21 protein-coding genes are annotated in these 20,373 nt (G+C 62.2%); 11 read left to right on the top strand and 10 right to left on the bottom strand.

Annotated elements, in window-relative coordinates:
• The first annotated feature begins 115 nt into the window (after positions 1-115).
• On the top strand, positions 116-334 hold the full coding sequence (locus N436_RS22940) for a PA3496 family putative envelope integrity protein (RefSeq protein ID WP_082426415.1): 219 nt from the start codon (positions 116-118) through the stop codon (positions 332-334).
• Here the strand turns inward: N436_RS22940 and N436_RS22935 are convergent.
• The gene (locus tag N436_RS22935; RefSeq protein ID WP_060499703.1) at positions 276-1,238 is read right to left on the bottom strand and encodes a LysR family transcriptional regulator; all 963 of its coding nucleotides are present in this window, start codon (positions 1,236-1,238) and stop codon (positions 276-278) included. The two genes, N436_RS22940 and N436_RS22935, sit on opposite strands and share 59 nt — an antisense overlap.
• 189 nt (positions 1,239-1,427) lie before the next feature.
• Here N436_RS22935 and N436_RS22930 point away from each other — a divergent pair, with 189 nt between their 5' ends.
• Complete coding sequence (locus tag N436_RS22930; RefSeq protein WP_016712746.1) at positions 1,428-2,843, top strand: acetyl-CoA carboxylase biotin carboxylase subunit; 1,416 nt, start codon at positions 1,428-1,430, stop codon at positions 2,841-2,843.
• A gap of 11 nt (positions 2,844-2,854) precedes the next feature.
• A complete protein-coding gene (gene oadA / locus N436_RS22925) occupies positions 2,855-4,663 on the top strand; it encodes a sodium-extruding oxaloacetate decarboxylase subunit alpha (protein ID WP_105947134.1) in 1,809 nt (602 codons plus the stop codon).
• 91 nt (positions 4,664-4,754) lie between these two features.
• Here the strand turns inward: oadA and N436_RS22920 are convergent, their stop codons facing one another.
• Genes N436_RS22920 through N436_RS22910 form a run of 3 tightly spaced genes read right to left on the bottom strand, consistent with a single transcriptional unit; the run spans position 4,755 to position 6,522 of the window.
• Positions 4,755-5,426, bottom strand: coding sequence for a GNAT family N-acetyltransferase (locus N436_RS22920; RefSeq protein WP_110742041.1), 672 nt, complete (start codon positions 5,424-5,426; stop codon positions 4,755-4,757).
• Between the two features lie 7 nt (positions 5,427-5,433).
• On the bottom strand, positions 5,434-5,880 hold the full coding sequence (locus N436_RS22915; RefSeq protein WP_105947136.1) for a GNAT family N-acetyltransferase: 447 nt from the start codon (positions 5,878-5,880) through the stop codon (positions 5,434-5,436).
• A 12-nt stretch (positions 5,881-5,892) separates the two neighbouring features.
• Positions 5,893-6,522, bottom strand: a complete 630-nt coding sequence (locus N436_RS22910) for an FMN-binding negative transcriptional regulator (protein ID WP_105947137.1) — start codon at positions 6,520-6,522, stop codon at positions 5,893-5,895.
• Between the two features lie 91 nt (positions 6,523-6,613).
• Between N436_RS22910 and N436_RS22905 the strand changes: the two genes are divergently transcribed.
• Positions 6,614-8,143, top strand: coding sequence for a PLP-dependent aminotransferase family protein (locus N436_RS22905; RefSeq protein ID WP_110742040.1), 1,530 nt, complete (start codon positions 6,614-6,616; stop codon positions 8,141-8,143).
• Between the two features lie 32 nt (positions 8,144-8,175).
• Here N436_RS22905 and N436_RS22900 read toward each other — a convergent pair whose 3' ends face one another.
• The 4 genes from N436_RS22900 to aspA form a co-directional block, all read right to left on the bottom strand.
• Positions 8,176-9,279, bottom strand: coding sequence for a polyamine ABC transporter substrate-binding protein (locus N436_RS22900; protein ID WP_105947139.1), 1,104 nt, complete (start codon positions 9,277-9,279; stop codon positions 8,176-8,178).
• Entirely contained in the window at positions 9,279-10,322 is a 1,044-nt protein-coding gene (locus N436_RS22895) for a histone deacetylase family protein (RefSeq protein ID WP_104833731.1), read from the bottom strand. Before N436_RS22895 ends, N436_RS22900 begins: the two co-directional genes overlap by 1 nt.
• A 116-nt stretch (positions 10,323-10,438) precedes the next feature.
• Positions 10,439-11,431: an AraC family transcriptional regulator gene (locus N436_RS22890; RefSeq protein WP_105947140.1), complete on the bottom strand. Its 993-nt coding sequence runs from the start codon at positions 11,429-11,431 to the stop codon at positions 10,439-10,441.
• A 180-nt stretch (positions 11,432-11,611) separates the two neighbouring features.
• Positions 11,612-13,036: an aspartate ammonia-lyase gene (gene aspA, locus N436_RS22885; protein WP_025754235.1), complete on the bottom strand. Its 1,425-nt coding sequence runs from the start codon at positions 13,034-13,036 to the stop codon at positions 11,612-11,614.
• Positions 13,037-13,218: 182 nt separating this feature from the next.
• Here aspA and N436_RS22880 point away from each other — a divergent pair, with 182 nt between their 5' ends.
• The 5 genes from N436_RS22880 (at position 13,219) to N436_RS22860 (ending at position 16,834) form a co-directional block, all read left to right on the top strand.
• On the top strand, positions 13,219-14,151 hold the full coding sequence (locus N436_RS22880) for a LysR substrate-binding domain-containing protein (RefSeq protein WP_161751324.1): 933 nt from the start codon (positions 13,219-13,221) through the stop codon (positions 14,149-14,151).
• 171 nt (positions 14,152-14,322) lie between these two features.
• Complete coding sequence (gene purE, locus N436_RS22875) at positions 14,323-14,814, top strand: 5-(carboxyamino)imidazole ribonucleotide mutase (RefSeq protein ID WP_009684500.1); 492 nt, start codon at positions 14,323-14,325, stop codon at positions 14,812-14,814.
• Positions 14,815-14,824: 10 nt separating this feature from the next.
• Positions 14,825-15,907, top strand: a complete 1,083-nt coding sequence (locus tag N436_RS22870; protein ID WP_016502259.1) for a 5-(carboxyamino)imidazole ribonucleotide synthase — start codon at positions 14,825-14,827, stop codon at positions 15,905-15,907.
• 99 nt (positions 15,908-16,006) lie between these two features.
• Positions 16,007-16,252 carry a GlsB/YeaQ/YmgE family stress response membrane protein gene (locus N436_RS22865; RefSeq protein WP_010955824.1) on the top strand — a complete coding sequence of 82 codons (246 nt, stop codon included), beginning with the start codon at positions 16,007-16,009 and terminating at the stop codon, positions 16,250-16,252.
• A 48-nt stretch (positions 16,253-16,300) separates the two neighbouring features.
• Positions 16,301-16,834, top strand: a complete 534-nt coding sequence (locus N436_RS22860; protein WP_161751323.1) for a DUF3299 domain-containing protein — start codon at positions 16,301-16,303, stop codon at positions 16,832-16,834.
• A gap of 124 nt (positions 16,835-16,958) precedes the next feature.
• On the opposite strand, the gene N436_RS22855 is transcribed toward N436_RS22860, so the two are convergent.
• Together N436_RS22855 and N436_RS22850 are read right to left on the bottom strand one after the other, a co-directional pair.
• On the bottom strand, positions 16,959-17,855 hold the full coding sequence (locus N436_RS22855) for a D-hexose-6-phosphate mutarotase (RefSeq protein WP_110742039.1): 897 nt from the start codon (positions 17,853-17,855) through the stop codon (positions 16,959-16,961).
• A gap of 71 nt (positions 17,856-17,926) precedes the next feature.
• Entirely contained in the window at positions 17,927-18,325 is a 399-nt protein-coding gene (locus N436_RS22850) for an acyl-CoA thioesterase (protein ID WP_016712731.1), read from the bottom strand.
• A gap of 362 nt (positions 18,326-18,687) precedes the next feature.
• On the opposite strand from N436_RS22850, the gene N436_RS22845 reads away from it, so the two are divergent.
• Positions 18,688-19,977 carry an MFS transporter gene (locus N436_RS22845; RefSeq protein ID WP_019096627.1) on the top strand — a complete coding sequence of 430 codons (1,290 nt, stop codon included), beginning with the start codon at positions 18,688-18,690 and terminating at the stop codon, positions 19,975-19,977.
• 130 nt (positions 19,978-20,107) lie between these two features.
• Positions 20,108-20,373 (top strand): transposase (locus tag N436_RS22840; protein ID WP_256589999.1); only part of this gene is annotated, 266 nt, incomplete at its 3' end.

Genomic DNA, 20,373 nt, shown 5'->3' with positions numbered 1-20,373 from the left:
GGCCCTATCGCTGGCACAGGCAGTAAAAGTTCACTGTTTTGTCACCGTTCCACAGCTAAACGGTAAACAGTTCAGGCCAGTCTGAAACTCCCGCATCCTATCTGGGAGACAGGCAATGGCACGTGACCACGAAGGTACTTACCAACCCAACGCCAAGGCTCGCAAGCAGCAGGAAAAGGATCAGCGCCGTATGGAGTACCGCCGCGCGATCGAGGTCTATTGCGACCAACGCCAATTGCTCCGCGACCTGGCAGACTACCCCGAGCTGCAAGCGCTCACGGTCTGGCAGGCGTCGTCGGCAGCTTCCCCGAAAAACGCTCAACAAGCGCGCTGATCAACGCACGTTCGCTGCGGATGAACGCCAGAAACGCCAAGGCCACCGGCGACTGCCGCTTGGCCTTGGACTGCACCACGCACCAGCTGCGGTACAGCGGCAGTTCCTCCACCGGTAGCTCCTTCAGCACACCGGTGGCCAGCTCCAGGTTGACTGCATGGCGGGTCAGCAGGGCGATACCCAGGCCGGCGATCACGCACTCGCGTTGGGCATCGGCCGATGCCACTTCCAGCGTCTGGGTGAAGTGCACGCGCTTGTCCTTGAAGTATTCCTCGCATGCCTTGCGCGTGCCCGAACCTTGCTCGCGGACCAGCAGGGTATGGGGCTCCAGGTCCTGCAGGCGCAACTGCTCCAGCTTGCACAACGGGTGCTCGGGCGGTGCCACTGCCACGATCGGGTTGTTGAGAAACGGCAGAAACTCCAGGCCCATGTCCTGCGGCACCATCGACATGATGATCAGGTCGTCGCGGTTATCCGAAAGGCGGCGAATGGCCTGGGCGCGGTTGACCACCGTCAGGGTCAGGTTGACCTCCGGGTGACGCTGCTTGAAGGCGGCGAACAGGTGTGGCACGAAGTACTTGGCACTGGACTCGATCGCCAGTTTCAACTGCCCCTGCAGTGAGCCCTGCATGTCCGACAGCTGCATGTCCAGGCTCTCCAGCCGCCCGAAGATGTCGCGGCTGGCGCGTTGCAAGGCTTCGGCCGCCTCGGTCAGGTACAGCTTCTTGCCCACGTACTCGAACAGTGGCTGGCCGATCAGCTCTTCGAGCTGGCGGATCTGTAGACTAACGGCGGGTTGCGTCAGCGCCATCTCCTCCGCCGCACGGCTGTACGAGCGCAAATCGCACACCTCGTTGAAGATCTGCAATTGACGCAAAGTCATACGCATCAAGGACTTACGCATTTTTTTCGGCTCGTCGGCAACACCTTGTTACCGAACTATAAGCTTTTGCTAATACAGCCTCTAACAAATATTGATTTTTGTTTATCGACCTACAGCGCTAGGGTGAATACGCGACTGGCCAGCAACGTCTGGTCACGCGCCGACCGGTAGAACCGGCTCGACTGTTCCTACGGCTTTGGGAAGACTCCAGTGATAAAAAAAATCCTGATCGCCAACCGAGGTGAAATCGCAGTTCGGATCGTGCGTGCCTGCGCCGAGATGGGCATTCGCTCGGTAGCGATCTATTCCGACGCCGACCGTCACGCCTTGCACGTCAAGCGCGCCGATGAGGCACACAGCATTGGTGCCGAGCCGCTGGCTGGCTACCTGAACCCGCGCAAGCTGGTGAACCTGGCTGTGGAAACCGGCTGCGATGCCCTGCACCCAGGCTATGGTTTCCTGTCGGAAAACGCCGAACTGGCAGAGATCTGCGCAGAGCGCGGGATCAAGTTCATCGGCCCGGCTGCCGACGTGATTCGCCGCATGGGCGACAAGACCGAAGCGCGCCGCACCATGATCGCCGCCGGTGTGCCGGTAACCCCGGGTACCGAAGGCAACGTTGCCGATATTCATGAAGCCCTGAGCGAAGGTGACCGCATCGGTTACCCGGTGATGCTCAAGGCCACTTCCGGTGGTGGCGGCCGTGGTATCCGCCGCTGCAACAGCCGTGAAGAACTGGAGCAGAACTTCCCACGGGTCATTTCCGAGGCCACCAAGGCCTTTGGCTCGGCCGAAGTGTTCCTGGAAAAGTGCATCGTCAACCCCAAGCACATCGAGGCGCAGATCCTTGGTGACAGCTTTGGCAACGTGGTGCACCTGTTCGAGCGCGACTGCTCGATCCAGCGCCGTAACCAGAAGCTCATCGAAATTGCCCCAAGCCCGCAGCTCACCCCCGAGCAGCGCGCCTACATCGGCGACCTGGCGGTGCGTGCGGCCAAGGCCGTGAACTACGAGAACGCAGGTACCGTGGAGTTCCTGCTCGCCGATGGCGAGGTGTACTTCATGGAAATGAACACCCGGGTGCAGGTGGAGCACACCATCACCGAGGAAATCACCGGTATCGACATCGTCCGTGAGCAGATCCGCATTGCTTCGGGCCTGCCGCTGTCGGTCAAGCAGGAAGATATCCAGCACCGCGGATACGCGCTGCAGTTCCGCATCAACGCCGAAGACCCGAAAAACAACTTCCTGCCCAGCTTCGGCAAGATCACCCGTTACTACGCCCCCGGCGGCCCGGGCGTGCGTACCGACACGGCAATCTATACCGGCTACACCATTCCGCCGTTCTACGACTCCATGTGCCTGAAGCTGGTGGTGTGGGCGTTGACCTGGGAAGAAGCCATGGACCGCGGCCTGCGGGCCCTGGACGACATGCGCGTACAAGGGGTGAAGACCACTGCCGCGTACTACCAGGAAATCCTGCGCAACCCGGAATTCCGTAGCGGCCAGTTCAATACCAGCTTCGTCGAAAGCCACCCTGAACTGACCAACTACTCGATCAAGCGCAAACCCGAAGAGCTGGCCCTGGCCATCGCCGCCGCCATCGCCGCCCACGCAGGCCTGTGAGGAACCCCATAATGTCCAAGAAAATCCACGTTACCGACACGATCCTGCGCGACGCCCACCAGTCCTTGCTGGCCACCCGCATGCGCACCGAAGACATGCTGCCGATCTGCGACAAGCTCGACAAAGTCGGCTACTGGTCGCTGGAAGTCTGGGGTGGCGCCACCTTCGACGCCTGCGTGCGCTTCCTGAAAGAAGACCCGTGGGAGCGCCTGCGCAAGCTGCGTGCCGCGCTGCCCAACACCCGCCTGCAAATGCTGCTGCGCGGCCAGAACCTGCTGGGCTACCGCCATTACAGCGACGACGTGGTCAAGGCCTTCGTCGCCAAGGCAGCGGTCAATGGCATCGACGTGTTCCGTATCTTCGACGCCATGAACGACGTGCGTAACCTGCGCGTGGCCATTGAAGCGGTCAAGGCCGCTGGCAAACACGCCCAGGGCACCATCGCCTACACCGTCAGCCCCGTGCACACCATCGACGCCTTTGTAGCCCAGGCCAAACAGATGGAAGCCATGGGTTGCGATTCGATCGCGATCAAGGACATGGCCGGCCTGCTGACGCCGTTCGCTACCGGCGAGCTGGTCAGGGCGCTGAAGGCCGAGCAATCCCTGCCGGTATTCATCCACTCCCACGACACTGCCGGCCTGGCCGCCATGTGCCAGCTGAAAGCGGTTGAGAACGGCGCCGACCACATCGACACCGCCATCTCCAGCTTCGCCTGGGGCACCAGCCACCCAGGCACCGAGTCGATGGTTGCTGCACTCAAAGGCAGTGAATTCGACACCGGCCTGGACCTGGAGCTGCTGCAGGAAATCGGCCTGTACTTCTACGCCGTGCGCAAGAAGTACCACCAGTTCGAAAGCGAGTTCACCGCCGTGGACACCCGCGTGCAGGTCAACCAGGTGCCGGGCGGCATGATCTCCAACCTGGCCAACCAGCTGAAAGAGCAGGGCGCGCTTAACCGTATGAACGAAGTGCTGGCCGAGATCCCGCGTGTACGTGAAGACCTTGGCTTCCCGCCGCTGGTAACCCCGACCTCGCAGATCGTTGGCACCCAGGCATTCTTCAACGTGTTGGCTGGCGAGCGCTACAAGACCATCACCAACGAGGTGAAGCTGTACCTGCAAGGCGGTTACGGCAAGGCCCCGGGCGTGGTCAACGAGCAGCTGCGCCGCCAGGCAATCGGCAGCGAAGAAGTGATCGACGTACGCCCGGCCGACCTGCTCAAGCCGGAAATGGCCAAGCTGCGTGCCGACATCGGCGCCCTGGCTCGTTGTGAAGAAGACGTGCTGACGTTCGCCATGTTCCCGGACATTGGCCGCAAGTTCCTCGAAGAACGCGAAGCCGGCACCTTGACGCCAGAAGCCCTGCTGCCGATTCCGGAAGCCGGCGCCGTGGCTGCCCCGGGCGGGGAAGGTGTACCGACCGAGTTCGTCATCGACGTGCACGGCGAAACCTACCGCGTCGATATCACCGGCGTAGGCGTGAAGGCCGAAGGCAAGCGTCACTTCTACCTGTCGATCGACGGCATGCCGGAAGAAGTGGTGTTCGAGCCACTGAACGAGTTCGTTGGCGGCGGCGGCAGCAAGCGCAAGCAAGCCACCGACCCAGGCCACGTCAGCACCACCATGCCAGGCAACATCGTCGATGTGCTGGTCAAGGAAGGCGACATGGTCAAGGCCGGCCAGGCCGTGCTGATCACCGAAGCCATGAAGATGGAAACCGAAGTGCAGGCGGCCATCGCCGGCAAGGTCGTCGCCATCCATGTGGCCAAGGGCGACCGTGTAACGCCGGGTGAAATCCTGATCGAGATCGAGGGCTGATTTAAGCCCGCATCTACAAGCGGTTTACCTCTGGGGAGCGGATGCTCCCCTTTTTTTGTGCTGTATTTGATGGCCCAATCGCCGGCAATATTCAGCCTTTGCGGCATGCCTCAAGTGTCTGTAGTTGCCCATCAGGCTGCTGGTTTTCCTCTCCCAGCCACCGTTCGAACCCGGCAGCCACCGCCGGCCACTCTTCATCGGTAATCGAATACCAGGCCGTATCGCGGTTATGGTCCTTCACCACCAAGTGCTTGCGGAACACGCCTTCGTAAGTGAAGCCAAACCGCTCCGCCGCCCGCTTGGAGCGGGCGTTGGCGTTGTTGCACTTCCACTCCAGCCGGCGGTTGCCCAGTTCGAAGCCCAGTTTGCCCAGCAGGTACACCGCCTCGGTTCCTTTGGGTGTGCGCTGCATGGCGGCGCCGAAGGCGATATGGCCGATTTCGATGCGACCGTGGTCGGGCACGATCGACATCAGGCTGAGAATGCCCTGGGCCTGGCCGCTGGGGCGGTCGATGACGGTGTAGAACAGCGGATCGCGGCCTGCGGCGTTGCCCTCCAGCCAGCGGTCGAAGGCGGCACGCTCGTTGAACGGCCCATAAGGCAGGTAGTCCCATAGCACCGGGTCGGATGCCGGGCCTTGCAGCACGTCCCAAAGGTCGTCGCCATGGCGCGTGGGGTCGAGTTTTTCCAGGCGGATGAAGCGGCCTTCAATGGGCTGGGCCTGGGGCGTTGCGGCGGGTTTCCAGTTCAATGCGTCGGTCATGTTCGGCTTAGAACTCTTTGCGGAATTGGATGAAGCCCGAGCGCTCGGCAACCTGTTGATACAGGCTGATGGCGGTGGCGTTGGTCTCGTGGGTCAGCCAGTGCACTTTGCTGCAGTTGTCAGCCTTGGCAGTGGTGTAGACGTACTCGATAAGCTGGCGGCCAATGCCCAGGCCACGCTGCGTGCCGTTCACGTACAAGTCCTGCAGGTAGCAGGCGTTCCCGATACTCCAATTGGTACGATGGTAGATGAAGTTGACCATGCCCACCGCCTTGCCATCGACCCAGGCCAGTGCCGAATGGGTGGGCTCCTTCGGATCGAGCAGGCGTTGCCAGGTGCTCAGGCTGACTTCATCGGCCAGTTCGGTTTCGTAGAAGTGCAGGTAGGCCTGCCACAGGGCGAGCCAGGCCGCGTGATCTTGGGCAGTGACAGGGCGCAGGGTAACGCTAGACATGGGGCTATTCCTTCAGAGTTGGCGCATGTGCGCCGCGAGTTGGTTGTCCAGCTGATCGGCGCTGGCGCTCAGGCCTTCGCGCACGCCAGCGATGTCTTGATCGGAACGGTTCTGGCTGAGCTTGCGTGCCCCTTGCAGACGGGCGACGGGCAGGCGGATGCCGACGATGGCGCGGAGCATGCCATCGAGGTAGTCGGCAGGGGCGTCAGTGACTTTCCACGGTTCACTGCGGCCCTGTTCATGGCGGTCGGTCAGGCGGCTGACGATCGCCAGCAGCGGCTCCGCGTCGTGGATCACCTCGGCTGTGCCATAGGCGTGTACGGCCAGATAGTTCCAGGTAGGCACGACTTTGGGGTTATCAGCCTTGCTCGGATAGTAGCCGGGGCTGACATAGGCATCGGCGCCGGGGAATACCAGCAAGGCTTCGACACCCTGTGCCAGGTCCTGCCATTGGCGGTTGGCCCGGGCCAGGTGCGCATAGACAGTACCGAATTCGCCTTCGGTGGTATCGACCAGCACGGGCAGGTGCGTGGCCAGCAGCCCCTGATCGCCGTGGCTGACCAGGACAGCCAGGCGGGTGTCGAGCATGTGCTGGTGCAGGCGGCCGAGGTCGTGTTCCTGATGCGGCTTGCTGTTGTACATAGGGCTTGGTCCTTGTCGAATGGCTCCATCCTAGGCAGGCTATTGGTTCTGGGTAAGAGCCATTACTGCCTGATTCGATAGGTCCAATGCCATGAGCGAGCGCCCCTTAACACTGCCATTCGACCCTGCCGGGATCGCCCTTGATCGACGCCGTGGGCTGAGCCAGCAGCTGTATCAGGCATTGCGTGCGCGGGTGCTGGATGGGCGCCTGAGCAGTGGTACACGGCTACCAGCCACTCGCGACCTGGCCGTCATGCTGGCGCTGTCACGCAACAGTGTGGTGCGCGCCTATGACCAACTGTATGCCGAGGGCTACATCGAAAGCCGAGTTGGAGATGGTACTTACGTAAGTCGGCTGCCAAAAATATCCACACAAATATCCACAGGGTTATCCCGGGGTTTATCAACAGGGTTATCCACATTTCCCGCAGAAAACACTGAGGATTTATCCAGCGAGCGGCATTTATCAGCGCCTTTACAGCGCCTGAAAAGTAACCACTTACCTTCCCCAAGAAGTGGTGCGCCCCGTGCTTTTCGGGTCGGCATTCCGGCATTCGACTTGTTCCCTTTTGACGTCTGGGCCAAGCTGCAGGCGGGTTTTTGGCGTAAACCATCCCCTGCGCAGCTGGGTTACGGTGACCCGCCAGGCGAGCCGGCTTTGCGCGAGTTGATCGCGGCCTACTTGCGCCGTTCGCGTGGGCTGAGTTGTATAGCTGAACAAATTGTGATCACCAGTGGTGCACAGCAAGCCATCAGCCTTTGTGCACAGCTGTTGTTACAGCCGGGTGACGGTGTGGCTGTGGAAAACCCCGGCTACCGTGCAGCCGGGCATGCCTTTGCGCTGGCTGGCGCCACGTTGCATGGCGTGCCTGTGGACGAAGAGGGCATGGACTGCCGCCTGCTCGGTCGGCAGGCGAACTGCCGGCTGGCATATGTCACGCCGGCCCATCAATACCCGACCGGGGTCACCATGAGCCTGGCACGGCGCCTGGCGGTGCTGGCGTGGGCCGAACGCAACGACGGCTGGATCATCGAGGACGACTATGACGGCGAGTACCGCTACAGCGGTGCGCCCTTGGCCCCGTTGGCGGCGCTCGACCGGCACGGTCGGGTGCTGTACGTCGGCACCTTCGGCAAGATTGCGTTCCCCGCGTTGCGCCTGGGTTACCTGGTGCTGCCGCCGCAACTGGTGCAGGGATTCAGTCAGGGCAAGGCGTTGGCCGTGCGGCATTCGGAAGTCAGCAGCCAGTGCGTGATGGCCGAATTCATGGCACGCGGGCATTTCCAGCGGCATATCCGCCGTATGCGCAAGGCCGCTTTGAGTCGACGTAACGTACTCAAAGCTGGCTGGCCTGTGGATATTCCCGGGTTGGGCGAGATGCCGGAAGTGGCGGCCGGGCTGCATGTGAAGGTGGATGTGGATAACTTTGCGCGGGAGCAGGAACTGGTGGCAAAGGCAGAAGCAGTGGGGGTAGAGGTGACGCCCCTGAGCAATTTCTGGCTGTCGGACAGCGACGTGCCTGTGGATAAGCGGGCAGGGCTGGTGTTGGGGTTTGCGGCGGTGCCGGAGGGGGAGATCGCCGAAGCCTTGATGAAATTGCGCAAGGCCTGGAGAAAGTGAATGGGGGCTGCAAAGCAGCCCCCGACTCTACATCAAGTGCCGGATTTGATCCGCGTCCAGGCCCGGGTTCTGGCCCGCTCTGCGTCCCGCGCCAAGGGCTTGAGGGTATAAAGCTTGGCCATCGCCTCCGCTGTCGGATACAGGTTAGGGTTGTTGCGAATCGCCGGACTCACCTTTTCAGTCGCATCCTTGTTCGGGTTCGGGTAACCGACAAAGTCGCTGATCGGCGCAATCACCTCAGGCCGTAGCAAGTAATTGATGAACGTGTGGGCATCTTCCGGGTTGGCCGCATTCTTTGGAATCGCCAGCATATCGAACCAGATCGGCGCGCCTTCCTTGGGCAGGCGCATGTCTACCACCACGCCGTTCTTGGCATCGCGCGCCCGGTTGGCGGCCTGCGAGAAACTGCCGCTGTAGCCCACCGCCACGCAGATGTCGCCATTGGCGATGTCTGCCATGTACTTCGAAGAGTGGAAGTAGGTGATGTGTGGGCGGATCTTCAGCATCAACGCTTCGGCCTTCTTGTAGTCGGCCGGTTTGTCGCTGTTCGGCGGCAAGCCCAGGTACTGCAGGGCCAGCGGCAGAATCTCTGAAGGCGAATCGAGCAGCGCCACGCCGCACTGCTTGAGCTTGGCGATGTTCTCTTCCTTGAAGATCAGGTCCCAGCTGTCCACCGGGGCGTTGTCGCCGAGCACTGCCTTGACCTTGGCCGGGTTGAAGCCGATCAGCACGGTGCCGTACATGTAGGGCACCGCGTACTTGTTACCCGGGTCGTTGGCCTCGATCAGCTTCATCAGCGCCGGGTCCAGGTGTTGCCAGTTCGGCAGTTTGCTGCGGTCCAGCGGCTGAAACACCCCGGCTTCGATCTGCTTGGCGAGGAACACGTTGGACGGCACCACCACGTCATAGCCGGAGTTGCCGGTGAGCAGCTTGGCCTCCAGCGCCTCGTTGGTGTCGAAGATGTCGTAGATCAGCTTGACCCCGCTGTCCTGCTTGAAATCGGTCAAGGTCTGCGGGGTGATGTAGTCGAACCAGTTATACACACGCAGCGTGCGCTGCTCGGCTTGAGCGTGCAGGGCACCGGTGAACAAGGTGGCAGCGATGAACGGGGCGAGCAGACGCTTGAGTCGGACCATTACCGGGCTCCTGGCTGGGCGCGCTGGAAGCCTTCCAGCACATTGACCGCGTTGATACCGATTTCTTCCACAGCGTAGCCGCCCTCCATCACGAACAGGGTCGGCTTGCCGAGCTGGCCGATACGTTTGCCCATTTCCAGGTAGTCCGGGCTGTCCAGCTTGAACTGCGAGATCGGGTCGTCCTTGAAGGTGTCCACACCCAGCGAAATCACCAGTACGTCGGCGTCATAGCGGGCAATGCGCTGGCAGGCATCCTCCAGGGCTGCGCTCCAGGCCGCCCAGTCGCTGCCGGCCGGAAGCGGGTAGTTGATGTTGCAGCCCTCACCGGCACCTTCGCCGGTTTCGTCGGCATAGCCCAGGAAGAACGGGAATTCGTCCTGCGGGTCGCCATGGATCGAAGCGAAGTACACGTCGTCGCGGCTGTAGAAGATGTCCTGGGTGCCGTTGCCGTGGTGGTAGTCGACGTCGAGGATGGCGACCTTGCGCTTGCCTTGGTCCAGGAAGGCCTGGGCGGCGATGGCGGCGTTGTTCAGGTAGCAATAACCGCCCATGACTTCGCCGGCGGCGTGGTGCCCCGGTGGGCGGCACAGGGCAAAGGCCGAATGGGCGCCCTGCTGGATTGCCGCCTGGGCCGTGAGGGCGACCTGGGCGGCGCTGTAGGCGGCCTGCCAGGTACCGGCGGTGATCGGCGCGCCGGCATCGAAGCTGTAGTAGCCCAACTCGCCATGCAGGCCGGTGGGTTTTACCTGGCGCAAGGTGCGAGCAGGCCAGGTGAACGGCAGCAGGTCGCCTTCCTGGCCCAGTGCGGCCCAGCGCGCCCAGGCGCCTTCGAAGAAGTCGAGATAGTCGGCGCTGTGGATGCGCAGCAACGGCGCGCGGCCGAAGTCGGTAGGGCCCTGGATGTCGCCAAGGTTGCGTTTTTTTACCTGGTCGAGCACATGGTCAGCGCGCGAAGGCATTTCGAAGCAGGGCATCAGCTTGCCGTCGATCAGCTCGCAGCGGCCGTGGTGCAGGCGGTGATCATCGGAATAGATCGTCAGCATTGTTGTTCTCCGTTGGATACTGGCGTGGGTCCATTGTCATGGGCAGCTCAGTAGCGGAGAACGACGCAAACGGCCAAAAGGGGATCGATGTGGCCAAGCTCTTTGGCCGGCGCTGGTCAACCGCGGAAGTGGCTGGGCGCTACACCACTCCAACGCTGGAACGCATGCCGAAAACTGGCGGTCTCGCTGAACCCCAAGGTTTCCGCAATGCGATAGATCGGCATCTGTTCATCAGCCAGCAACTGCTTGGCCCGCTCGAACCTCAGTTCATCCAGCAACTGTTGATAACTGCTGCCCAACGCCTGCAAATGCCGGCGCAGGGTGCGCGACGAGCAATTCATCTGCCGCGCCAACCCTTCCAGCCCAGGCGCGGCGTCCAGTTGCTGTGCCAGCAGCTGACGAATCCGCCCCAGCCAGGCCTGCCGGCCCGTGAACTCCAGGTTCAGGCGCCGGCAGCGTTCGCTCATGGCCTTGTGGGTAATCGAGTCGGCCAGCGGCAGCGGCATGTCCAGCCAGCGCCGTTCAAAAGCCAAGGCATTGTCCTGAGCGTCGAAACCCACCGGGGACTGGAATGCACCGGCATAGAGCGCGTGGTAACCGGGCCGTGAGTGTTCGAAACGGGCGCCTAGCAGAGGCAGTGGGCGCCCAAGCAAGTCGTCGCAGATGACTTTCAGCGACACCAGGCAGAACTCCGCGTTGAATGCGCTCAGCGCCGGGCTGTCGTGGTAGTCGCTGGCACTTAACCAGACCCGCTGGCCGTCCTCGATCAAACGTAGCTTGAACACTGTTCCCAGCAGTGCCGGATATGCCAGCGCCAGGCGCAAGGCGTCACCCAAAGTGGCACTGGAGAGCAATGCGTAACCGAGCATGCCGTAGCACGACACATGCATGCGCCGGCCCAGTTCAAGGCCGATGTCCTCGCGCCGGGCCACAGCGTTGGCGCACACCTGCAGTTCCTGCTGGGTGGTGATGCGCGCATCGGCATGCCCCAGGTCTGACGGGCCAATGCCGCTGCCGGCCAGCAGCGCTGATGCCTCGCAACCGTCTGCCTGGAAGACGTTGAGGATCAGCGAAACCGCGTTGAGGGTGGTGAGGTGGCTGTGCAGCATGCTGGGTAATCCCGTTGGGCTGGGACGCATTATCGAGCAAGTAGTGTGCCGATATCGGCAAGCGGTCTGCGCGCCGCCTGTTTTGCGGGCAAAAAAAAGGCCCGAAGCATAGGCTCGGGCCTTGAAAGGTTGAGAGGTGTCTAGTCCCTTAACCTGGTGAGACTGTTTGCAGCAGCCGGGTTACGCCTTCAGCGGAACCAGGCGGGGAGCGATCATGTTTTCCGGACGCAGGATGTCGTTGAGCATCTCTTCGTCCAGCAGCTTCTCTTCGCGCACCAGTTCCAGTACGCCACGGCCTGTTTCCAGGGCAACGCGGGCGATACGGGTGGCGTTTTCGTAGCCGATGTACGGGTTCAGGGCGGTGACCAGGCCGATCGAGTGCTCGACCAGCTCACGGCAGCGCTGTTCGTTGGCGGTGATGCCGACGATGCAGTGTTCGCGCAGCATGTCCATGGCGCGTTGCAGCAGGCGGATCGAGTCGAAGATCTTGTAGGCGATCAGCGGCTCCATCACGTTCAGCTGCAGCTGGCCACCTTCGGCGGCGACGGTCAGGGCCAGGTCGTTGCCCATGATGGCGAAGGCCACCTGGTTGACGGCTTCCGGGATAACCGGGTTGACCTTGCCTGGCATGATCGAGCTGCCTGGCTGACGTGCTGGCAGGTTGATCTCGTTGATGCCGGTGCGCGGGCCGCTGGACAGCAGGCGCAGGTCGTTGCAGATCTTCGACAGCTTGACGGCGGTACGCTTGAGCATGCCGGAGAACAGCACGAAGGCGCCCATGTCGGAAGTGGCTTCGATCAGGTCGGCAGCCGGCACCAGCGGCTGGCCGCTGATGATTGCCAGGCGCTGCACGGCCAGGGCCTGGTAGCCAGGGTCGGCGTTGATGCCGGTACCGATGGCAGTACCACCCAGGTTGATTTCGGTCAGCAGTTCCGGAGCCAGCGAGCGCAGGCGCTGCAGGTCTTCGGTCATGGTGGTGGCGAAGGCGCGGAATTCCTGGCCCAGGGTCATCGGCACGGCGTCCTGCAGCTGGGTACGGCCCATCTTCAGTACGTGGTCGAATTCTTTACCCTTGGCAGCGAAGGCCTGGATCAGGCTGTCGAGGCTGGCCAGCAGCGCGTCGTGACCCAGCAGCAGGCCCAGACGGATAGCGGTCGGGTAGGCGTCGTTGGTCGACTGCGCCATGTTCACATCGTTGTTCGGGTGCAGGTACTGGTACTCACCCTTCTGGTGGCCCATGGCCTCCAGCGCGATGTTGGCGATGACTTCGTTGGCGTTCATGTTGGTGGAAGTACCAGCACCGCCTTGAATCATGTCCACCACGAACTGCTCGTGGTAGTCGCCCTTGATCAGTCGTGCGCAGGCTGCGCTGATCGCGGCGTGCTTGGCATCGCTCAGGTGCCCCAGCTCACGGTTGGCGTCAGCAGCTGCCTGCTTGACCATCGCCAGGCCGACTACCAGTTTCGGGTAGTGCGACAGCGGAACGCCGGAGAGGTGGAAGTTGTTGGCAGCGCGCAGGGTCTGGATGCCGTAGTAGGCATCAGCAGGAACTTCAAGGGTACCCAACAGATCTTTTTCGACGCGGAACGATGCAGCGGAGGACATGATGTATATCATCTCGATTTTGACCCGGCACATGCCGGAATGGCGCCAATCCTAGGCCTGAAGGTGATTTTGCGGCCAATGCTGTTGCACGCTAACCTATGCACAAACGGCATAGTGTTTCATGTGACGCCAATTGACATTCGAGCGTGTTCCATTTTGGTGCATGCCGGGAGATGTGCTTCGTGAACCTTGAAAGCAAATGGCTGGAAGATTTCAGCGCGCTGGCTGCCACCCGCAGTTTTTCCCAGGCTGCAGAGCGGCGTTTCGTGACCCAACCGGCCTTCAGCCGACGCATTCGGAGCCTGGAGGCAGCGTTGGGCCTGCAGTTGGTGAATCGTTCCCGCACACCGATCGAACTGACTGAGGCCGGGCAGCTTTTTCTTGTCACGGCGCGTACGGTTGTCGACCAGTTGAGCGAAATTCTCCGCCATTTGCATCACCTTGAAGGTGGGCAGGGCGAGGTCGTCCAGGTGGCGGCGGCGCACTCCCTTGCATCGGGCTTTTTCCCCCGCTGGGTGGCCCAGTTGCGCAACGACGGTTTGAACATCGCCACCCGCCTGGTTGCGACTAACGTCGGAGATGCCGTGCATGCATTACGCGAAGGGGGCTGCGACCTGATGCTGGCGTTCTATGACCCGGACGCGGCCTTGCAGATGGATGCCGAGATTTTCCCGTCGCTGCACATGGGCACCACCGAAATGTTGCCGGTGTGCGCCGTGGACGCCGAAGGCAAGCCGTTGTTCGACCTGGAAGGCGAGGGCAGCGTGCCGCTGCTGGCCTATACCGCAGGCGCGTTCCTGGGGCGTTCGGTCAATTTGCTGCTGCGCCAGCGTAACCTGCGCTATACCACCGTCTACGAAACCGCCATGGCCGACAGTCTCAAGAGCATGGCGCTGGAAGGCATGGGCATCGCCTGGGTGCCGCGCCTGTCGATGCGCGGTGAGCTGGAGCGAGGCGAACTGGCCATCTGCGGCGGCAGCCAGTGGCATGTGCCGCTGGAGATCCGCCTGTACCGCTGCGCCCTGGTACGCAAGGCCAACGTACGGCTGTTGTGGCGCAAGCTGGAAGGTGCGGCCGCGGTTGACCCAAAAGTCAGCCAAAGCCCCGAAAAATAAGGGGCGACAGTTGGTCGCCGGGGTGCCTTAAACGCACCACCTTACGGTATACTGCGCGGCCTTTCGACCGGATGCGTCCGGTCCTGATCAGCAAACAAGCCACGCCGGTCGTCCCGCGTGGCTTGTTGTTTTTTGACGCGCCCAAGGGCGCACAAGCGAAGAGGCTCGACGATGAGTGCACTGGTTGGCGTGATCATGGGCTCCAAGTCCGATTGGTCCACCCTTAGCCACACCGCCGATATGCTGGAAAAACTCGGCATTCCCTACGAAGTGAAGGTGGTTTCCGCCCACCGCACCCCGGATCTGCTGTTCCAGTATGCCGAGGAGGCCGAAGGCCGTGGCATCGAGGTGATCATCGCCGGTGCCGGTGGCGCAGCCCACCTGCCAGGCATGTGCGCCGCCAAGACCCACCTGCCAGTGCTGGGCGTACCCGTCCAGTCGTCGATGCTGTCGGGCGTCGATTCGCTGCTGTCGATCGTGCAGATGCCAGCCGGCGTACCGGTTGCCACCCTGGCCATCGGCCGTGCCGGTGCCGTCAACGCTGCACTGCTGTCGGCCAGCATCCTGGGCGCCAAGTACCCGCAGTTCCACGCGGCGTTGAAGCAGTTCCGCACGGAACAGACCGACACCGTGCTGGACAACCCAGACCCGCGCCAGGCTTGAGGCTCAACCCATGAAGATCGGTGTAATCGGTGGCGGCCAGCTGGGCCGCATGCTGGCCCTGGCGGGCACCCCGCTGGGCATGAACTTCGCCTTCCTCGACCCGGCGCCGGACGCTTGCGCCGCGCCCCTGGGCGAGCACCTGCGTGCCGACTATGGCGACCAGGATCACCTGCGCCAGCTGGCCGATGAAGTCGACCTGGTCACCTTCGAGTTCGAAAGCGTCCCGGCCGAGACCGTGGCCTTCCTCTCGCAGTTCGTGCCGGTTTACCCAAGCGCCGAAGCGCTGCGCATCGCCCGCGACCGCCTGTTCGAAAAAAGCATGTTCCGCGACCTGGGTATCCCGACCCCGGCCTTCGCCGACATCCTCTCGCAGGCAGACCTGGACGCCGCAGTGGCCAGCATCGGCCTGCCGGCCGTGCTGAAAACCCGCACCCTGGGTTACGACGGCAAGGGCCAGAAGGTACTGCGCACGCCTGAAGACGTGGTAGGCACCTTCGCCGAGCTGGGCAGCGTGCCGTGCCTGCTGGAAGGTTTCGTGCCGTTCACCGGCGAAGTGTCGCTGGTGGCCGTGCGTGCCCGCGATGGCGAAACCCGCTTCTACCCGCTGGTGCACAACACCCACGAAAGCGGCATCCTGCGCCTTTCGGTGGCCAGCCAGGCGCACCCGCTGCAGGCTCTGGCCGAAGACTATGTGGGCCGCGTGCTGCAAAAACTGGACTATGTAGGTGTGATGGCCTTCGAGTTCTTCGAAGTCGACGGTGGCCTCAAGGCCAACGAAATCGCCCCGCGCGTGCACAACTCCGGGCACTGGACCATCGAAGGCGCCGAATGCAGCCAGTTCGAGAACCACCTGCGCGCCGTTGCCGGCCTGCCGCTGGGCTCGACTGCCAAGGTGGGCGAGAGTGCGATGCTCAACTTCATTGGCGAAGTGCCGGCTGTAGATAAAGTGGTCGCCATCGGTGACTGCCACCTGCACCACTACGGCAAGGCCTTCAAGGTCGGCCGCAAGGTTGGCCACGCCACCCTGCGCTGCCACGACATGGCTACCCTCGAGCGCAAGATTGCCGAAGTAGAAGCCCTGATCAGCAACTGATCGAACTTCTACCACCGGCTTGCCCTCTGAAAATGGCAACAAGCCAAAGCGCTGTCTAGGCTTTGGCTTGTTCCATCTTCGAACTGCAGAGGGATTGCCATGGGCATCATTGGAACCATCTTCATCGGCCTCATCGTCGGCCTGCTGGCCCGCTTCATCAAACCGGGCGACGACAGCATGGGCTGGATCATGACCATCCTGCTGGGTATTGCCGGCTCCCTGCTGGCCACCTACGGCGGCCAGGCGCTGGGCATCTACCAGGCCGGGCAGGCAGCGGGCTTCTTTGGTGCGCTGGTCGGTGCCGTGGTCCTTCTGGTGATCTACGGATTCATCAAGAAACGCTGAATACTGGTTAGAATGCCCGGCAATTCTTCCGAGTTGCCGAGCATTTCCATGCGTGCCTTTTTCCTTGTCCCCCTGCTGTTGGCCAGCGCCCTGGCCCATGCCGAACTGCCTGAAACCGACTGGCTGGAGTTGATGCCCAAGTCGGACCAGAAGGCGCTCGAGCAAATGCCCGAAATCGACCATAACTCACCGGAAGCCATGGGCACCTTTACCGACAAGGGGGGCCTGAAACAGAGCAAGGGCCTGCCGGCGGTGATGTACTCGACCAAGACCGTGGCAGCCATGAACGGCAAGGACATCCGCCTGGGCGGCTACCCCGTGCCGCTGGAAAGCGATGCCAAGGGCAACAGCACGCTGTTCTTCCTGGTGCCGTACCCGGGTGCGTGCATCCACGTGCCGCCGCCGCCGCCGAACCAGCTGGTGCTGGTGCGCTACCCGAAGGGGTTGAAGATCGATGACATCTACACACCGCTGTGGGTCAGCGGCACGTTGAAGGTGGAAAAGGTCAGCAATGACCTGGCCGATGCGGCCTATGCGCTGGATGCCGGGAAGGTGAGGGTGGTGGAGGATGCAGACCTCTGATTACCTGTACCGGCCTCATCGCCGGCAAGCCAGCTCCCACAGGTATTGCACACAGTTCAATGCCTGTGCCGGACCTGTGGGAGCTGGCTTGCCGGCGATGAGGCCAGATCAGGCAACAAGTCTGTTAGATCATTTCACAACCAATCCTGACCCCAAGCGAACTGCTGGCCCCTGGCTTCAGTTCCACCAGGTCATCCCAAACATTCGCCGTCTCGATGCACAGCATCCGCTGCCATCCATCATCAGCCATGTCTGCCAGCTCCTTGGCCCGCTCGGTCCACGGGTTCCAGATCACCGCCGAGCGCGACCCGCTGCTGGTCAAAGTAATTCGACGATTCCAGTGCGGGTCAACAATGCTCAGTGTTTGCGGGGTATCGAGGTAGATCCGGTCCGTCTCCCCGGCAAACTCAAGCGCCCCTTGCTGCTGGCGCTGTTCCCAGCCAGCCAGGGTCTCGATATAGCCCAGCCCCTCGACCCCTTCGACCCGCGCCTGACGCACATCGCTAACTGCAAAGTAACTGTGCAGCGCCTGGCTGATGGTAACCGGGGTATTGCCCATGTTGCGGCTGGTCAGGCTCAGCTTCAGCTCGTCACCCAACTCCACCACCAGCTTCAGCTCGACGTCATGGGGCCAGCCGGGCAGGTCGCCCTGCGCCTCAGGCAGCTCGAACTCGATACGCAGGCCGTCGCCTGCTTCCTCGATGCCCAGCAACTGCCAGTCACGTGAGCGCGCCAGCCCGTGAGCAGGTGCCTGCTCGCCGTGGTACATGGCCTGCACGGCCTGGGGGTTACGCTGCAAGTTGCCAAACCACGGCCAGCACACCGGCACCCCGGCGCGAACCGACTTGCCCTGGCGGAAAATGGCCTGGTCGCTCAGCCACAGCAGCGGCGGCTCGCCGACCTGCTGGTAGCTGAGGATCTGTGCGCCTTGCTGGGCGATCAGGAGTTCGGCGCGGTCGCTGCTGATACGCCAGCAGTTCAGTTCGCCATGTTGCTCGGTTACGACCTGGTAGGTAGCCATTGCATTCATCTCATTGGTTGCCAGTGGGCCTTGGACCCGGGCACATGCAATGAGTTTACCGCCGGCGAGGCTTAGCGACGAGGCACAGACCGGGTACGGCCACTGCCGTCGATGGCGACGAAGACGAATACCGCTTCGGTAACCTTGCGCCATTCGCTGGACAGCGGGTCGTCGCTCCACACTTCGACCATCATCCGGATCGAGCTGCGGCCGATCTCCAGAGTCTGGGTGTAGAACGACAGTTGCGCGCCGACCGCGACCGGTACCAGGAAGGCCATGCGGTCGATGGCCACGGTAGCCACACGGCCACCGGCGACACGGCTGGCCATGGCAGTGCCGGCCAGGTCCATCTGGGCAACCAGCCAGCCGCCGAAGATGTCGCCGAAGCCGTTGGTCTCGCGCGGCAATGCGGTGATCTGCAAGGCCAGGTCGCCTTGTGGGATTGGATCTTCTTGTTCGAGCTCAATCATGCGATGGGGCCTCTGACCCGTGACGCTTTTCGTTGGTGTGGCGCAAAGGCCGGGTAAACGATTCAGCTTGAAACATACTACGCCGATTTCGTTTCACTGGGCGGCCGTAGGGAAACTCTGCGAAACCGTCTGACAATACTGACCGGCGTTTTCGCACAACATCCCACGTTAGGGGCAACCTTTTCCTACGAACTGCCAGTATATAGAGCATAACGGCCAGCGACGACCGCGCATTCATGAATATGTGTAGGGATTTTGTATCGCTTTCAGCGCAGCTCGGCTATTTGCTATCTTCGCTTGTCCCCTAATCCAGAAGCCGCGTGCCAAGCGGCCTGCATGCCCTACAAAGAGAACAACGAGCGATGACTTCCGTGCCCAGCAGTATCGAGCAGCCCTCGCGGCCGCTGACCCGCAGTGACTACAAGACCCTTTCACTGTCCGCCCTGGGCGGTGCGCTGGAGTTCTACGACTTCATCATCTTCGTGTTCTTCGCCACAGTGGTCGGCAAGCTGTTCTTCCCGGCCGACATGCCCGAGTGGCTGCGCCTGATGCAAACCTTCGGCATTTTCGCCGCCGGCTACCTGGCGCGGCCGCTGGGCGGCATCATCATGGCGCACTTTGGCGACCTGCTCGGGCGCAAGAAGATGTTCACCTTGAGCATCTTCATGATGGCCCTGCCGACCCTGATCATGGGCCTGCTGCCAACCTATGCACAAATAGGCATGTGGGCGCCGATCCTGCTGCTGCTGATGCGCGTGATCCAGGGCGCGGCGATCGGCGGTGAGGTGCCGGGTGCCTGGGTGTTCGTGTCCGAGCACGTGCCGGCACGCAACACCGGCTACGCCTGCGGCACCCTGACCGCAGGCCTGACGGCGGGCATTTTGCTGGGTTCGCTGGTGGCGACCCTGATCAACAGCGTGTACAGCGCCGAAGAAGTGGCCGATTACGCCTGGCGTATTCCGTTCCTGCTGGGCGGTGTGTTCGGCCTGTTCTCGGTGTACCTGCGCCGCTGGCTGCACGAAACCCCGGTGTTCGCCGAGATGCAGCAGCGCAAGGCGCTGGCCGAAGAGCTGCCGTTGCGCGCCGTGCTGCGTGACCACCGTGGCCCGATCATCCTTTCGATGCTGCTGACCTGGATGCTGTCGGCCGGCATCGTGGTGGTCATCCTGATGACCCCGGCACTGCTGCAGAGCTTCTACCACATCAGCCCGACCGACTCGCTCAAGGCCAACAGCCTGGCGATCGTGCTGCTCAGCCTTGGCTGCATCGGCGCTGGCAGCCTGGCCGACCGCTTTGGTGCGGGCCGCGTGTTCGTGATCGGCAGCCTGCTGCTGCTGGCCAGTTCCTGGGCCTTCTACCACAGCCTGCCGACCCGGCCTGAGCTGTTGTTCCCGCTGTACGCGGTGACTGGCCTGTGCGTGGGCGTGATTGGCGCGGTGCCCTATGTGATGGTCAAGGCGTTCCCGGCGGCAGTGCGCTTCAGTGGGCTGTCGTTCTCGTACAACGTGGCCTACGCGATTTTCGGCGGGCTGACGCCGATGGTGGTGACAGCACTGCTGAAGGTGAGCCCGATGGCGCCGGCCTATTACGTGGCGGGGCTGTGTGCCGTGGGCCTGGCTGTCGGCCTGTATCTGCTTGCCAACAAGCGCTGATTTGCGCTGGGGCTGCTGGCCTCTTCGCGGGTAAACCCGCTCCCACAGGTGCGGCGCTGGCCTTGAGGTCTGTGCAAATCCCTGGACTGCCCCCAAGAAGTTGGACACCAATCCAACCCTTGGGGGATTTATGGGCAAATACTCAGAGCAGTTCAAGCTCACGGCGATCACGGCCTATCTGGAAGGCAGCAACGGCTTTCGCAAAGTGGCCCGACACTTGGGCATCGATTTCAGTTTGCTTCGGCGCTGGGTTGCCAGTTACCGATCCACCGCCAGCCTCAGTCCCCGCCCACATGGCCAGCGCTACACTGAGGACTTCAAACGGCAGGTACTCAAGCACATGCTTGAGCATCGACTCTCGCTGCGCCAAACAGCAGCGCACTTTGATCTTGGACA

This window comes from Pseudomonas sp. RV120224-01b, assembly GCF_003208145.1.
In the GTDB taxonomy this organism is placed as follows: Bacteria; Pseudomonadota; Gammaproteobacteria; order Pseudomonadales; family Pseudomonadaceae; genus Aquipseudomonas; species Aquipseudomonas monteilii.
The sequence above is the reverse complement of the archived record's forward strand: the minus strand, read 5'-3'. Positions and strand labels throughout refer to the sequence as shown.